This window comes from Streptomyces rapamycinicus NRRL 5491, from assembly GCF_024298965.1.
In the GTDB taxonomy this organism is placed as follows: Bacteria; Actinomycetota; Actinomycetes; order Streptomycetales; family Streptomycetaceae; genus Streptomyces; species Streptomyces rapamycinicus.
In genome coordinates this window covers 6,909,760-6,923,626 of the sequence record NZ_CP085193.1, presented here as the reverse complement: position 1 = coordinate 6,923,626, position 13,867 = coordinate 6,909,760, and the positions used below count along the sequence as shown (strand labels likewise).

Below are 13,867 nucleotides of genomic sequence, written 5' to 3'. Positions count from 1 at the left end.
CTCCTCACGCTCACCTGGTATCCCGGCGTTCACAACACGCTCGTCATGCCGCCGTCTACGTACAGCACCTGTCCGCTCACGAAGTCCGCCGCCGGGGACGCGAGATACAGCAGCGCCCCGATCAGGTCCTCGGTGCGGCCCCAGCGCCCGGCCGGGGTCCGGCCGCGCACCCAGGCGCTGAACTCCTCGTCCTCGACCAGCGGCCGGGTCAGCTCGGTCTCGATGTAGCCGGGACCGAGCCCGTTGACCTGGATTCCGTACCGGCCCCAGTCCGCGCACATGCCCTTGGTGAGCATCTTCAGCGCGCCCTTGGTCGCCGCGTAGGGCGCGATGCCGGGGCGGACCACCTCGCTCTGGAGGGAGCAGATGTTGACGATCTTGCCGTGGCCGCGGGCCGTCATCCGCCGGGCGGCCTCCCGGCCCACCAGGAAGGCGCTTGTGAGGTTGGTGTCCAGGATCTGCCGCCAGGCGTCGTCGGTGAACTCCAGCAGCGGCGCCCGGTTCTGCATCCCGGCGTTGTTGACCAGGATGTCGAGCGGGCCCACCCGCTCCTCGACATCGGCGATACCGGCGGCGACGGCCGGGCCGTCGGTGACGTCGAACGCGGCGGTGTGCACCCCCGCGCCCCCCGCACCGACCCCGCCCACGTCGCCCACGTCGCCGAGTTCGGCCGCGGCCTTCTCCAGGGCCCGCTGATCGCGCCCGTTGAGCACCACCGTGCAGCCGGCCTCCACGAGCCCCCGCGCGAGGGCGTGGCCGATGCCCCGGCTTGAGCCGGTGATCAGCGCGGTGCGGCCCGCGATGTCGAAGAGCGGATGTGTCGTCATGGCGTACGTACCCCTACCTCTTACTCGGCGCTAGACCACCAGTGACAGCAGCAGGACGAAGACGAGCCCGACGAGGGAGATGATCGTCTCCATCACCGACCAGGTCCGCACCGTCTGCCCGACGCTCATCCCGAAGTACTCCTTGACCAGCCAGAATCCCGCGTCGTTGACATGGCTGAAGAAGAGCGACCCGGCGCCGATGGACAGCACCAGCAGCGCCACATGCGTGCTGGACATATCGGCGGCGAGCGGGGCCATCAGCCCGGCGGCCGAGATCGTGGCCACCGTCGCCGAGCCGGTGGCGAGCCGGATGGCGACCGCGATCAGCCAGGCGAGGAGCAGCGCGGAGACGTTCCAGTCCTCCGAGATGTCCATGATCATCTTGCCGACGCCGATGTCGATGAGGGTCTGCTTGAAGCCGCCGCCCGCGGCGACGATCAGCAGCATGCCCGCGATCGGGGCGAGCGAGTGCTCGACGGTGGAGGAGAGCCGGTCCCGGGTGAAGCCCGCCGGGCGGCCCAGGGTGAACATGCCCACGAGCACGGCCGCCAGCAGCGCGATCAGGGGGGTGCCGATGACGTCGGCGACCCGCTGGACCCCGTCCTCCGGATCGTCCACGACGATGTCGACCAGTGCCTTGATCAGCATCAGCACGACCGGCAGCAGCACGGTGAACACGGTGACGCCGAACCCGGGGCGCCGCTCCAGCTCCTCCGACGGACGCGTGGGCATCAGCCGGTCGGGCGGGGTGACGTCGACCCAGCGGGCGGCGACGCGCGAGAAGACCGGCCCCGCGATGATCGCGGTGGGGATGGCGATGAGGACACCGAGCGCCAGGGTGATCCCCAGGTCGGCGTGGACCGCGTCGATCGCGGCGAGCGGACCGGGGTGGGGCGGTACCAGGCCGTGCATCACGGAGAGGCCCGCGAGCGCCGGGATGCCGATCCGCATCAGGGAGAAGTTGCCGCGCTTGGCGACCAGCAGCACCACCGGGATCATCAGCACCATGCCGACCTCGAAGAAGAGCGGCAGCCCGATGATCCCCGCGATCAGCACCATCGCCCAGGGCATCGTCCGGTTGCTTGCCCTGGCGAGGATCGTGTCGACGATCTGGTCGGCGCCGCCGGAGTCGGCGAGCAGCTTGCCGAGGATCGCGCCGAGGGCGATCAGCACGCCGACGCCCGCGACGGTCGACCCGAGACCGGCCGAGAAACTGGTGATGACCTTGTCGAGCGGGGCTCCGGCGACGGCGCCGAGCGCCAGTGAGCCGATCGTCAGCGACAGAAACGCGTGCAGCTTGGTCTGGGTGATGAGCAGGACGAGAACGGCTATGCCGACGAGGACGGCTATGCCGAGCTGTGCGTGACCGGCCGACGTGATCGGGTCGACGGTGTCCGCTGCCAGCATCTCGGCGCTGAGTCTGGTCACGGCGGGTTTCCTAACGTGCGTTACTGATGTTCGAGCCGCCGCAGTTCGGCGGCGGCCCGCTCGGTGATGACCTCGGGTTCGGGGGAGATGTCGACGGCGACGCCGTACTCGTCCGGCTGGAGCGGTTCGAGCGTGGCGAGCTGGGAGTCGAGCAGATCCCCGGAGAAGAAGTGGCCCTTGCGCTCCTTCATCCGCTCGGCGATCCGCTCGCGGTCGCCGGTCAGATGGAGGAAGACGATGCCGGGGGCGGCGGACCGCAGCCGGTCGCGGTACATCCGCTTGAGCGCGGAGCAGCTCACCACTCCCCCGCGCTCGGCGCGGGTCCGGGCCCAGGCACCGATGGCGTCCAGCCAGGGGCGTCGGTCGTCGTCGTCCAGCGGGGTCCCGGCCGACATCTTGGCGATGTTGGCCGGCGGGTGGAAGTCGTCCGCCTCGGCGTACGGGACGCCGAGCTCCTCCGCCAGCAGAGGGCCGATCGTGGTCTTGCCCGTTCCGGACACTCCCATGACCACGACTACCTGGGGGGCGTGCATTGTGTGAAACCTCGCTGTCTTCTTCGACCTCGGCGCCGCCGGACACTCAACCCCACAGATACGACGTATTCAAGAGGCCGTGACTTAAAAGTCATACTTATTTGATGGACGGGTGGCCGCGTAGGCTGAGCCCATGGACGAACAGGGGCCCGAGGGCCGTGGTCAGAGGCCCAGGGGCCGGGGGCTGCACGACCGCGTCCTGGAATCCCTGGGCCCCGCGATCACCGCGGGCGACTACCCGCCCGGCACGGTGCTGCGCACGGACGAACTGGAGCGGCGCTACGACGTCTCCCGCACGGTCGTCCGGGAGGCGGTGCGGGTCCTGGAGTCCATGCACCTGGTGGAGTCCCGCCGCCGGGTCGGGGTGACGGTGCGCCCCACCGAGGAGTGGGACGTCTTCGACCCCCAGGTCATCCGCTGGCGCCTGGCCGGCCCCGACCGCCCCCGCCAGCTCCGCTCCCTCACCGCCCTGCGCTCGGCCATCGAGCCCGCCGCCGCCGGGCTGGCCGCCGAGCACGCCACGCCGGAGCAGTGCGCCGAACTCACCGGGCACGCGCTCAACATGGTGGCCACCTCGCGCGGCCAGCAGCTCCCCGCGTACCTGGTCCACGACGTGGCCTTCCACCGCGTGGTCCTGCGCGCCTCGGGCAATGAGATGTTCGCCCGCCTCGGCGATGTCGTCGCGGAGGTCCTCACCGGCCGCACCCAGCACCGCGTCATGTTCAGCGACCCCGACCCGGAGGCGGTCACCCTCCACGTCCGCGTGGCCGAAGCGGTCCGCGCGGGCGACGCGGAGGCGGCGGAGCGCTTCACGAAGGAGATCACCGTGGGCGCGCTGCGCGAGCTGGACATCCTGGCACCGTGAGGACGGCGGGGTCCGCACCGGCCGTCTGTTGAATGCGGGTTTCGCTTCGCGCCTTCGGCGCCTTTGAGCGGCCTCCGCACTCGGTGGCCCGGAGGCCCTCCGGACTGCGAGCGGCGGGCGTCCGGGTACCCCTTCGAAAAATGCTTGATATGGCGCAACCAATACGTCAAGCGATTTCGGAGGAGGTACCCCGACCTCGCGGCACTCCGAGTCTGCCCGAGGGCAGACTGTGCGCTCCGGTCAGATCTGGTTCTCACCCCCGTCGACATAGAAGTTGGCGCCGAGGACGAAGCTGCTCTGCTCGGAGGCGAGGAACGCCACCAGCCCGGCGACCTCCTCGGGGCGGCCCATCCGGCCGATCGCGGTGGTCGTGGCGAGGTGGGCCTTGAAGTCGGCCGCCTTGCCCTCGCCGGCGAGGGCCGTGATCGCCGGAGTCTCGACCGGGCCCGGCGAGATCGCGTTGACCCGGATGCCACGGCCCTTGAGCTCGTTGGCCCAGGTCCGCGCGAAGGACCGGACCGCGGCCTTCGACGCCGCGTACGCGCCGAACGCCTGCGTGCCGTTGTCGGCGGCGGTGGAGGCGTTCAGGATCACCGAGGCGCCGTCGTTGAGCAGCGGCAGCGCCTTCTGCACGGTGAACACCGTGCCGTGCACATTGACGGCGAGGGTCCGGTCGAGGTGCCCCTCGGTGACCTCCTCCAGTGTGGCGAACTCGGCGGTCGCGGCGTTCGCGAAGACCACGTCCAGGCCCCGGCCCCGGGCGCGGACCGCGTCGTAGAGCCGGTCCAGGTCGGCCAGGTCGGTGACGTCACCCGCCACCGCGGTGGCCCCCGCCGGGCCGATGGCCTCGACGGCCGCGTCCAGTTCGGCCTTCCGCCGTCCGGTGATGAACACGTGCGCGCCCTCGGCCGCCAGCCGTACGGCGGTGGCCAGGCCGATCCCGGTGCCGCCGCCGGTGATGACGGCGGTCTTGCCCTCAAGCTGTCCCATGTCAATGACCTCCCCAAATTTCAGTACCGTTCGGTACCGAAAGCGAGCGTAGCGCACTTCTGCACCGACCGGTACTGAAGAGATATGCTGGACGGCATGAAGACGCGGCAGCAGGCACCGATCGGCCGACCGAGGGGTTTCGACGCCGACGAGGCCCTCGAGCGCGCCATGCGGGTCTTCTGGGAACAGGGCTACGAGGGCGCCAGCCTCACCGACCTGACCAGCGCCATGGGCATCACCCGCACCAGCATGTACGCGGCCTTCGGCAACAAGGAGGACCTGTTCCGCAAGGCCCTGGAGCGCTACTCCGAGGGCCCCGCCGCGTACGCGGACCGGGCCATGCGGGAACCGACCGCCCAGCAGGTGGCCACCGCGTTCCTCCACGGCTCCGTCCGGGCCAACACCCGCCCCGGCTGCCCCGCCGGATGCCTCGGCGTCCAGGGCTCACTCGCCGCCGGCGACCCCGGACGCAGCGCCCGCGACGCCCTCATCGACTGGCGCAACGAGGGCGCGGCCCGCCTCCGCGACCGGTTCCGGCAGGCCGTCGACGAGGGCGACCTGCCACCGGACACCGACCCCGGAGTGCTCGCCCGCTACCTCATGACCGTGGCGAACGGCATGGCCGTCCAAGCGGCCAGCGGCGCCACACAGGAGGAGTTGCAGCAGGTGGCCGACATGGCGCTGCGCAACTGGCCGCCCGCGCCCTGAGTCCGCCCCAGGGTGGTTCCGATCCCAGCGAAGCCGCGCGGCCGTCCAGCCTCTCAGCGTCGCGCGCGAGCGCTGGACGGCTCGACGAGGCGATCGCCGGAGAGCCGGGTGCCGGCCTGCTTGATGTGCCTCAGCACGGGCGAGACCTCCATGCTCTGGAGTTCGGTCAGGGACCCGATGCGATCCGAAGTGAACTCGAACAGTTCGTCGAGGTCCCGGCAGTGTGCGACGGCGTGAATATTCCAGGGCCCGGAGATGGCCGCGGCGAAGGCGACCTCGGGTTCCTGCGCGAGTATGCGGCCCGTGCTCTTCACCGCTGACGGGTGCACGCGAAGCCAGAGGTTCGCGCGAGCGTGATAGCCCAACGCCGCTGCCGCGATCTCGACGTCGATGTGGACGACGCGGTGCTGGAGCAGAACATCAAGGCGTCGCGAGACGCGTCCCGGAGTGAGGCCGGCGGCTGTGGCGAGATCGACGAGACTGGCGCGGCCATCCGCAGCGAGCGCGTCGAGCATCTTCTCGTCCTCGGGGGCGAGGCGCAGGGGCTCGCGGGTGACGACCGGAAACTCGGTGAAGGGCGACCCGCCGCTCCCCAACGCCGCTTCTTCCCGCGGGGACAGCGTGCCTTGCAGGGCGGACCAATAATGGGCGCGGCCTCCGAGGAATTGGCGGAGCATGGCGAAGGCGTTGATGTCGATCACCGCTGCGGTGCGGGGAAGCCGCTGCCCCAGGAGGTCCTCGCGTTGTTCCCGCGTCCGGGATTGCGTCGCACAGGTGATCTCGCAGCCCGCCGCACTCAGGGCTACCCAGTTGACGTCGTCACGCTTGGCGAGCGCTTCGGCGATCGCCGTGACACTGCCAGGGCGGCAGCGCAGTCTCACCAGCCACCTGCTCTGCCCCAGGGCGCCCGGGTTGACCACACCGGCCACGCGGATGACACCGTCGGCGCGCAGGCGGCGATACCGGCGGTTGACGGCGCCCTCGGTCAGGCCGAGGGCGGACGCGATCGCGGCGAACGAAGCCCGCGGAGCGATCTGCAACGCCCGAATGATTCGTACATCATCAGGCGCTACCGAAGCGGATTCCGTCATGAACACCCTTGCCATGGCGGCAATCGTACAAACGAGCGCTCGTGGCTCGCCTGCGGCGCGGCGCGGGCGGAACACTTCAAGCACACGGGTTGAGAGGCCACCGCAGCGGGCAACGCCCTGCGCCGATCCCGCGGCCTCGACGATGCCCGAACGGATTACAACGCTTTAAGAACGGAGTTGACGCTGGATGTCATCGACCGGCGCCGAACAACACCCATCGACCGCTCTCATCATCGGGGCCTCGCGCGGCCTCGGCCACGCGATGGCGGCAGAGTTCCTCGACAGGGGCTGGAACGTCGTCGGCACCGTTCGCGACACCACTGCCCGAACGCCGCTGCACGATCTCGCGGACCACGCCGACGGGCGGATATCCATCGAACATCTCGATATCAACGACCCCGGCCAACTGCCCCCGCTGCACGAACGCCTGGCGCACCGCCGACTCGATGTGCTCTTCGTCAATGCGGGCACCACCAACAATGAGCAGACGCCCGTCGGCTCGGTTGCGACAGCCGACTTCATCGACGTGATGGTCACCAACGCGCTCAGCCCCATGCGCGCCATCGAGGCCCTCGAAGACCTGGTGTCCCCGGCCGGGCTCATCGGGGCGATGTCCTCCGGGCAGGGCAGCATCGCGAACAACACGACCGGAGGCCGCGAGGTCTACCGGGGGAGCAAAGCGGCCCTGAACATGTTCCTGCGGAGCTTCGCGGCCCGGCAGAGTGAGACGCAGCGCGCCTTCGTGCTCATGGCACCGGGCTGGATACGCACCGCCCTGGGTGGTCCGGACGCGCCGTTCACCATCGAGGAGACCGTCCCGTTGCTGGTGGATATCCTGCTTTCCCGACTGGGCACACCCGGTCTGGCGTATCTGGACCGCTTCGGCCGGACCGTCCCTTGGTAAACCCCTCGGCCACCGGCCACGGCCCGCGAGTCCTTCCGAGTTCGAGGGCCGAGGTGCCCGCGTTGTTGATCAGCAGACCGCGTTGGACCTCCGCGTTCGCTGCCGGGCGCGGCGCCGTCTCGCGCCTTCGGCGCGCTGTCGCTGCGTGAGCTGGCACGGGAGGCCGGCGTGTCGCCGCCGTCATGCAGGGAATCGCGTCCCTCGTCAGCACCCGCCGCGCGAGAGCACCGCCGTCACCAGATGTCCGGTGTCGGGATCGCCCGGCTGAAGTCGCCACCGCGCAGTGCTTCGACGGGGATCGACCAGTGCGTCCAGCCGCCGTCGCCGCCGATCCACCACTCGTCCTGCCCGGACAACTGAAGCAAGTGCTGGTAACGAATGGAATCCTCGTCGTCCGGCAGCGTCGGCGAGGATCCCGTGGGGAACACCGGCCAGCCGAAGGCCATGTCATCGGCATGGATCGCATACGGCTGCTCCGACCAGCCGGGGAGCAGATCGGTGATGTCGTACACGGGCATGTCGTCGACCACGGATCCCAAGTCGACCGTGTCCCAGGCCGGGTCGAAGGTGTCGGGGAAGGCGAACCCGGGTGACGCCGTCCACGCGATCGGCTCGAAGACGCTCGACCGGGCCGGTGCGTCCCTCTCCACGGCATGGGCGGAACGAGCCGGGACGACCGCCCCCAGCCGTGGGTCGAGGAGGTCCAGCTTGAGCGACAGTTCAAGGGCAACGGGATCGCACCGCTCCGACTCGGAGTCGAGGGCGAAGAAGTTCAACAGGCCCGTCCCGGCGGGGAGAAGGCCACCGAGCCAGGGCGTCGGTGTCGAGGACGGCGAGCAGGCTCAGCGGTACGCCCTCGCAGTCGGGCCACGGCGTGCCCGGCTCGAGCATCGCCCGGCCGCCGAATCGACTGTGCCCGGCCGCCTCGCCCGGCCCGGCTTCGGTGAGCTCGAAACCGGGCCGGGCGAGACGTACGAGGCGCGCGGCCAAGGGGCCGCCGACGCGCTCGGCGCAGAAGCCGTGCAGGGCGGAAAACGTAGCCTCAGGATCCATCCGGAAAGTCAAACACCCACCTGTGACAGGCGGGACACCACAGGCGGAGCCCCAGTTTCGGTGCCTGAGGCGGAACCCCAACCCCGGGGCCCGGGGCCGAGCCCCGGCCGGGGTCTGGGGCGGAGCCCCAGTTTCGGGAAGGGGCGGGGAGGGGAAGGACCCCCGCGTCCCCTACCCGCGGCGGCCCACCGGCTGATCGTTCCGCAGCCGCTCGAAGAGCCGCTTCGCCCGCCCTTCGTCCCACTTCAGCGCGTCGCCCTTGGACGTCGCGAGACCACGGTTGGCCACGGGGACGTTCAGCCGGTTGCCGTCGCCGCCCGCGACCTGCTTCATCGCCTTGAACAACGACATCAGCGTCCGCAGATCGGACCCCTTGTCCACGATGAGCGTGTCGAGGCCCGCGCCGACGGTCGGCAGCGACTTCCAGGGAACGAAGACCTGGTCCGGCCGCGCGGCCCGCTTCGCCAGTGCCGCGAGGAACTTCTGCTGGTTCTGGCTGCGGCCGAGGTCACCGTTGGCCTCCTGGTGGCGCTGGCGGACGAAGGCCAGGGCCTGGCGGCCGTCCAGCGTCTGGCAGCCCGCCTTCAGATCGGCGCCCGACTTCTTGTCCTTGACGGGCTTGTCGAGGCACATCCGCACGCCGCCCACCGAGTCGACGACGTTGACGAAGCCCGCGAAGCCGATCTCCGCGTAGTGGTCGATCCGCAGCCCGGTGTTGTGCTCGATCGTCCGTACCAGCAGTTCGGGGCCGCCCAGCGAGAACGCGGCGTTGAGCTTGTTCTTGGACGGCCCGGGACGCTTACCGGTCATGGGGTAGGTGAACGGCGGGAGGGTCACCCAGGAGTCACGCGGCAGGCTCACCATCGTGGCGCCGTGGGCGCCGGTGTGCAGGATCATCATCGAGTCGGTGCGGCGGCCCTCGGCCGAGCCGGTATGCAGGTTCTTCTTGTCCTGCTGGGAGAGGCCGTCACGGCTGTCGGAACCAACGATGAGGTAGTTGGTGCCCTTGCCCGGCGCCGGCCGGTGCTCGACCTTCACCAGGTCGACGTCGTTGTTCAGCCGGGACCAGGCCCAGCCGTACGTGGAGGCGGCCCCGAGCAGGACCACCGCGAGCAGCACGACCACCGTGCGCCGCAGCCGCCGGGGCCACCGGCGACGGGAGGTGGCCTCGTCGGCGCTGTTCGGCATGGTCATCCCTCCGCTGCTCATGACAGACCCTGACGCGCGGCCGGTCCGACCGTCCGGTGCTCCCCGGCGGAGCCGGACCGGTGCATGCGGTGCCAGCGCAGCCTCGTGCCGAACAGGGCGCTGACCACGGACTGGATGATCACGAGGTACATCAACTGCCGGTAGACGACGAGCTGGAAGGGCATCGCCCACAGCGCCCGCAGCCGTTCCTTGTCCAGCCACAGCGCGTATCCGGCGCCGAACAGTTGCACCACGAGGAAGACGAGCCACACCCCGATCGACTCCACGGGATCGGCGAACGCCACGCCGTACAGGGCGAATACGTCCACGACGGGGGCGAGCAGCGGCAGCACCACCTGGAAGAGGAAAAGGTAGGGCAGCGCTCGGCGGGCGAAGCGCCCAGCCGGGCCGACCTCGCGGAGGGCGCGGCGGTGCTTCCACATGGCCTGGAGCGTGCCGTAGCACCAGCGGTACCGCTGCCGCCACAGCTGGCGCAGGGAGGTGGGCACCTCGGTCCAGGCGATCGCGGACTCCTCGTACACCACCCGCCAACCGCCCCGCCACAGGGCCATCGTGAGGTCGGTGTCCTCGGCGAGGGTGGCCTCGCTGACCCCGCCGACGCCCAGCAGCGCGTCCCGCCGGAAGGCGCCGATCGCGCCGGGCACGGTGGGCATGCACTCCAGCACCTCGTACATCCGGCGGTCGAGGTTGAAGCCGAAGACGTACTCCAGGTGCTGCCACCTGCCGAGCAGCCGGCGGCGGTTGCCGACCTTGGTGTTGCCGCTGACCGCGCCGATGGCCGGGTGCGCGAGCGGCTGGATGAGCTGGTGGATGGCCTCCGGTTCGAAGACGGTGTCGGCGTCGGCCATCACCACGATGTCGTGGTGGGCGTGGGCGAGGCCGGTGTTGAGGGCGGCCGCCTTGCCCGCGTTGGGCTGGCGGATCACCGAGACGCGGGGGTCGTCGATCCAGGTGGCGAGGTCGGCGGTCCGGTCGGTCGAGCCGTCGTCGATCACGATGATCTGGAGCCACGGGTGGGTGGAGGCGAGCAGTGACCGCACGGTGGACTCGATCCCCGCCTCCTCGTTGTAGGCGGGGATGAGCACCGTCACCGGGTCGTTGACCTCGCGCAACCAGGGGGAGCCGGGCCGGAAGCGGTGCAGGCGCCGGACGTGGGCCCGCGCGAAGAAGACGATCAGCACCAGCCGCAGCAGGGCCAGGGTGCCCGCGACGCCGAGCACCCAGGTCATGGCCTTGACGAAGCCGTGCCCGATGGACTGGACCTGGAGCAGCGCCTTGCCCTGCAACTGGCCGACGGTGGAGGCGGGGGTGTCGGCCGGGGCGCGGCCGAGCCCCTCGGACACCGTCGTGTACTTCTCGACCTTCCGGTTCCGGAAGAGCTTCTTGATCTCGCTGTAGGCGCTGTCGGTCTGGCTGTACTGCTGGATGACGCCCCGCTCCGGCTTCCGGTCCGGCCGGTCGGCCGTGACCAGCAGATAGCCCTGCTCGGCCGCGCGCCGGGCGGCCGTCCACTCGCCGCCGCACATCGTGTCGGCCTGGGTGGTGAGCGGCAGCCGCAGCAGCTGGGTGTCGATCCCCGCGCTGCCCGCGAGCGCGGTCCGGGTGAGGGACAGCTCGAGGCGGGTGCGCGCGGCGGAGGCCGAGCCCAGGTCGGAGCCGGTGTAGGTGAGCGAGCCGATCTCATGGCCCGCGTCGCGGATCCGCCGCACCAGCTCGGGGTGGCGGGCCGCCTGGACGCCGGAGAGGAAGAAGGTGGCGTGCGCGTGGTGCGCGCGCAGCAGGTGCAGCAGGCGTGGGGTCCAGACGGGGTCGGGTCCGCCGTCGAAGGTGAGGGCGACGGTGCGGGCGGGCATCCCGGCCGTCTGCACCGTGGAGCCGTCGAGGCGCACCACCGGCTTCCCGGTGTCGGCGGCCTTCGGGATCGGGCTCGTACAGGCGCTGCGCGTGGGCTGGGAGGCGACCTCGTGGGTGGTCCAGCCTTCGAAGACCAGCGCGGCGGCGACGGCGGAGACGACGACGAGCATCAGCAGCCAGTGGCCGCGCGGCTCGGGGCGGTGTGCGTGCCGGCTCACCAGGGGCCGCCCCTGGACGGCGAGTCGGCGGCAAGGGGAGCGGTCACCGCGGTGCCGTACGTGTATGAGCTGGGCCAGGGCCGTGCGGCCGGGGCCGTGCCGGTGGTGGACCGCTCGGCGGTCCTCGGCGGCTCCTGGTCGTCCTGCCACAGCACACCGGACAGGGCGGTCACGAGCAGCAGCAGATAACCGACGCAGGCACAGCCGACAGCCAGCGCCGCGAGCGCCAAGAGCTGTCTCCGGCCGCCGGACGCATTGACGAATATCTGACCGGCTTGTTTTCTTCGCCGACGCTTTTCGGTCACCCTCTTCACCATGTGGCGGAAGTGTAGTGACGCGTTCGCCCGCTCGTGACCACGCGAGATGACGTCCTCCTCATTACCGGCGGTAGGCGTGACCTGGTCTTTCTCTCTCAAGCGGGTATGTCTGAAAAGTATGAGAGAAGGGTCACTGCGGGCCGGGGCGGGACACCTGGGGCCAGCGCTCGTACCACCGCTGGTCGGCCTCCAGCTGGGCCGCCAGCGAGATGAGCACGGGCTCACTGTTGGCCGGGCCGAGGAACTGGGCGCCGAGCGGCAGCGTGCGGCGCTCGGGGTCGGCGAACCCGGCGGGCACGTTCATCGCGGGCCAGCCCAGCACGTTCCACGGCCAGGCGTACGGGCACGCCGCGATCATGGCCCGGTCCGTACGCCACCCGGACAGACCGGCCATGGCACCGATCCGCAGCGGGGGCGCGGCCGTCGTCGGGGAGAGGACCACGTCGAAACGGTCGAAGATCGCCCCGACCTGGCGCCGCAGCGGCTCCTCGTACGACCGCGCCCACCGCAGCGCGGTGCCGCCCAGCAAGCGGCCGTTGCGGACGGCGCCGCGGGTGCGGATGTCCAGCAGCAGCGGATCGGGGACCCGGCCGGACCATTCGGTGAGCCCGGCCGTGGCGCGCGGCAGGAAGGAGAAGCCCACGAGCCCGTAGCGCGGCTCGGCCTCCACCACCTCGTGGCCGAGGGCCGCCAGCCGCTCGGCGAGCCGGACGACGGCGGCCCGCACCACCGGGTCCAGCCGCTTCGGCGTGCCGGTGAAGGCCGTCCTGAACGACAGGGCGATCCGCAGCCGCCCCGGATCGCGGCCCACCGCCGACAGCACGTCCACCGGCTCGGGGCAGTGCAGATCCCCCTCGCGGTTGCCGGTCGCGACATGCAGCAGCAGCGCCGCGTCGGCGACCGTGCGGGCCAGCGGGCCGTTGCAGGTGATGCCGTTGAAGGCCTCGGCGTCCGGCCAGGTGGAGATCCGGCCGCGCTGCGGCTTGATGCCGATGAGATGCGTCCAGGCCGCGGGGATGCGGACCGAGCCCGCGCCGTCCGAGCCGAGCGCGGCGGGGACGATACCGGCCGCGACGGCGGCCGCGCCGCCGCCGGAGGAGCCGCCGGGGGTGTGCTCCGGGCTCCAGGGGTTGCGGGTGTCGCCGAAGGCGGGGCCCTCGGTGAACGGCCACTGGCCCAGCTCGGGGGTGTTGGTCTTGCCGACGATCACGGCCCCGGCCGCCTTCAGCCGCCGTACCGCCTCGCCGTCCTCGGCCTTGGCGGGGAAGTCGCCGCGGCAGCCGAAGGCGGTGGGCTCGCCCGCCACGTCCGTATCGTCCTTGACCGCGAGCGGGACACCGAGCAGCGGCAGCCGCTCCCCCGCCGCCAGCCGCCGGTCCGCCTCGGCGGCCTCGCGCAGGGCGGCCTCGGCGCGGACGCGGCGGAACGCGTTGAGCGTGAGCTGGGTCTCGGCGATGCGCTGGAGCGACTGCTCGACCAGCGCACGGGAGGTCACCTCGCCTCCGGCCAGGGCGCGGATCTGCTCGCCCAGACCCTTGGGAATGACGCTGGTCACCGTGGACCTCCTCGGGTGAGTTCGGCCACTCCCCCTTTACCCCAGGTGGCCGCTCGGCGCACCCTGGGCAACGGTGATGACCTTTTTCATCACGTCCATCACATCCATCACGTTCATCACGATCATCGCTGAGCACAGAGGACACCCGCATGACCGACATCGCGGCGCGCCGCACCGGCCTCCACGCCCGCACCGGAGGCCCCTCCGACGGCGAGGACCACCTGTTGGAGCATCTGCTCGGCTGGTCGCTCGTCGTAGTCCTCGCATTGCTCATCACGCGGCTGGGGCTGTTCTAGGCCCCGGCCCGAGCGGGCG

15 protein-coding genes are annotated in these 13,867 nt (G+C 70.9%); 4 read left to right on the top strand and 11 right to left on the bottom strand.

Annotated features, from left to right (window positions below):
* Positions 1 to 29: 29 nt before the first annotated feature.
* From LIV37_RS29095 to LIV37_RS29085, 3 genes are read right to left on the bottom strand one after another with little or no spacing between them, the layout of a single operon-like run.
* Positions 30 to 827, bottom strand: a complete 798-nt coding sequence (locus LIV37_RS29095) for an SDR family oxidoreductase (RefSeq protein ID WP_020870670.1) — start codon at positions 825 to 827, stop codon at positions 30 to 32.
* Between the two features lie 30 nt (positions 828 to 857).
* A complete protein-coding gene (locus LIV37_RS29090) occupies positions 858 to 2,255 on the bottom strand; it encodes a GntT/GntP/DsdX family permease (RefSeq protein ID WP_020870669.1) in 1,398 nt (465 codons plus the stop codon).
* 20 nt (positions 2,256 to 2,275) lie between these two features.
* On the bottom strand, positions 2,276 to 2,788 hold the full coding sequence (locus LIV37_RS29085; protein WP_121824382.1) for a gluconokinase: 513 nt from the start codon (positions 2,786 to 2,788) through the stop codon (positions 2,276 to 2,278).
* A 133-nt stretch (positions 2,789 to 2,921) separates the two neighbouring features.
* Here LIV37_RS29085 and LIV37_RS29080 point away from each other — a divergent pair, with 133 nt between their 5' ends.
* A complete protein-coding gene (locus LIV37_RS29080; protein ID WP_020870667.1) occupies positions 2,922 to 3,653 on the top strand; it encodes a FadR/GntR family transcriptional regulator in 732 nt (243 codons plus the stop codon).
* A 240-nt stretch (positions 3,654 to 3,893) separates the two neighbouring features.
* On the opposite strand, the gene LIV37_RS29075 is transcribed toward LIV37_RS29080, so the two are convergent.
* Positions 3,894 to 4,643 (bottom strand): SDR family NAD(P)-dependent oxidoreductase, encoded by a 750-nt coding sequence (locus tag LIV37_RS29075; RefSeq protein ID WP_020870666.1) that lies wholly within the window; start codon positions 4,641 to 4,643, stop codon positions 3,894 to 3,896.
* A gap of 96 nt (positions 4,644 to 4,739) precedes the next feature.
* Between LIV37_RS29075 and LIV37_RS29070 the strand changes: the two genes are divergently transcribed.
* Positions 4,740 to 5,351, top strand: coding sequence for a TetR/AcrR family transcriptional regulator (locus LIV37_RS29070; RefSeq protein ID WP_121825198.1), 612 nt, complete (start codon positions 4,740 to 4,742; stop codon positions 5,349 to 5,351).
* A 53-nt stretch (positions 5,352 to 5,404) separates the two neighbouring features.
* Here LIV37_RS29070 and LIV37_RS29065 read toward each other — a convergent pair whose 3' ends face one another.
* Positions 5,405 to 6,457 (bottom strand): Lrp/AsnC family transcriptional regulator, encoded by a 1,053-nt coding sequence (locus LIV37_RS29065; protein WP_121824383.1) that lies wholly within the window; start codon positions 6,455 to 6,457, stop codon positions 5,405 to 5,407.
* Positions 6,458 to 6,629: 172 nt separating this feature from the next.
* On the opposite strand from LIV37_RS29065, the gene LIV37_RS29060 reads away from it, so the two are divergent.
* Entirely contained in the window at positions 6,630 to 7,346 is a 717-nt protein-coding gene (locus LIV37_RS29060) for an SDR family NAD(P)-dependent oxidoreductase (protein ID WP_020870663.1), read from the top strand.
* 233 nt (positions 7,347 to 7,579) lie between these two features.
* On the opposite strand, the gene LIV37_RS29055 is transcribed toward LIV37_RS29060, so the two are convergent.
* The 6 genes from LIV37_RS29055 to LIV37_RS29035 all read right to left on the bottom strand — a co-directional run bounded on the left by LIV37_RS29055 (position 7,580) and on the right by LIV37_RS29035 (position 13,552).
* Positions 7,580 to 8,122 (bottom strand): YwqG family protein, encoded by a 543-nt coding sequence (locus LIV37_RS29055; protein ID WP_020870662.1) that lies wholly within the window; start codon positions 8,120 to 8,122, stop codon positions 7,580 to 7,582.
* On the bottom strand, positions 8,067 to 8,237 hold the full coding sequence (locus tag LIV37_RS53060) for a hypothetical protein (protein WP_476718418.1): 171 nt from the start codon (positions 8,235 to 8,237) through the stop codon (positions 8,067 to 8,069). Before LIV37_RS53060 ends, LIV37_RS29055 begins: the two co-directional genes overlap by 56 nt.
* Before the next feature lie 333 nt (positions 8,238 to 8,570).
* Positions 8,571 to 9,608 (bottom strand): LCP family protein, encoded by a 1,038-nt coding sequence (locus LIV37_RS29050; protein ID WP_121824384.1) that lies wholly within the window; start codon positions 9,606 to 9,608, stop codon positions 8,571 to 8,573.
* On the bottom strand, positions 9,605 to 11,683 hold the full coding sequence (locus LIV37_RS29045) for a bifunctional polysaccharide deacetylase/glycosyltransferase family 2 protein (RefSeq protein WP_373920782.1): 2,079 nt from the start codon (positions 11,681 to 11,683) through the stop codon (positions 9,605 to 9,607). Before LIV37_RS29045 ends, LIV37_RS29050 begins: the two co-directional genes overlap by 4 nt.
* Positions 11,677 to 11,985 (bottom strand): hypothetical protein, encoded by a 309-nt coding sequence (locus tag LIV37_RS29040; RefSeq protein WP_158634877.1) that lies wholly within the window; start codon positions 11,983 to 11,985, stop codon positions 11,677 to 11,679. Before LIV37_RS29040 ends, LIV37_RS29045 begins: the two co-directional genes overlap by 7 nt.
* 142 nt (positions 11,986 to 12,127) lie before the next feature.
* A complete protein-coding gene (locus LIV37_RS29035) occupies positions 12,128 to 13,552 on the bottom strand; it encodes an amidase (protein ID WP_020870658.1) in 1,425 nt (474 codons plus the stop codon).
* Between the two features lie 149 nt (positions 13,553 to 13,701).
* Between LIV37_RS29035 and LIV37_RS29030 the strand changes: the two genes are divergently transcribed.
* The gene (locus tag LIV37_RS29030) at positions 13,702 to 13,848 is read left to right on the top strand and encodes an SCO1431 family membrane protein (protein ID WP_020870656.1); all 147 of its coding nucleotides are present in this window, start codon (positions 13,702 to 13,704) and stop codon (positions 13,846 to 13,848) included.
* The last annotated feature ends 19 nt before the right edge of the window (positions 13,849 to 13,867 follow it).

Excerpts from the sequence above, each read along its gene's own strand:
- LIV37_RS29075 (WP_020870666.1), bottom strand. The coding sequence starts at position 4,643 with ATGGGACAGCTTGAGGGCAAGACCGCCGTCATCACCGGCGGCGGCACC.
- LIV37_RS29060 (WP_020870663.1), top strand. The coding sequence starts at position 6,630 with ATGTCATCGACCGGCGCCGAACAACACCCATCGACCGCTCTCATCATC.
- LIV37_RS29095 (WP_020870670.1), bottom strand. The coding sequence starts at position 827 with ATGACGACACATCCGCTCTTCGACATCGCGGGCCGCACCGCGCTGATC.
- LIV37_RS29085 (WP_121824382.1), bottom strand. The coding sequence starts at position 2,788 with ATGCACGCCCCCCAGGTAGTCGTGGTCATGGGAGTGTCCGGAACGGGC.
- LIV37_RS29030 (WP_020870656.1), top strand. The coding sequence starts at position 13,702 with ATGACCGACATCGCGGCGCGCCGCACCGGCCTCCACGCCCGCACCGGA.
- LIV37_RS29050 (WP_121824384.1), bottom strand. The coding sequence starts at position 9,608 with ATGAGCAGCGGAGGGATGACCATGCCGAACAGCGCCGACGAGGCCACC.
- LIV37_RS29070 (WP_121825198.1), top strand. The coding sequence starts at position 4,740 with ATGAAGACGCGGCAGCAGGCACCGATCGGCCGACCGAGGGGTTTCGAC.
- LIV37_RS29080 (WP_020870667.1), top strand. The coding sequence starts at position 2,922 with ATGGACGAACAGGGGCCCGAGGGCCGTGGTCAGAGGCCCAGGGGCCGG.
- LIV37_RS53060 (WP_476718418.1), bottom strand. The coding sequence starts at position 8,237 with ATGCTCGAGCCGGGCACGCCGTGGCCCGACTGCGAGGGCGTACCGCTG.
- LIV37_RS29065 (WP_121824383.1), bottom strand. The coding sequence starts at position 6,457 with ATGGCAAGGGTGTTCATGACGGAATCCGCTTCGGTAGCGCCTGATGAT.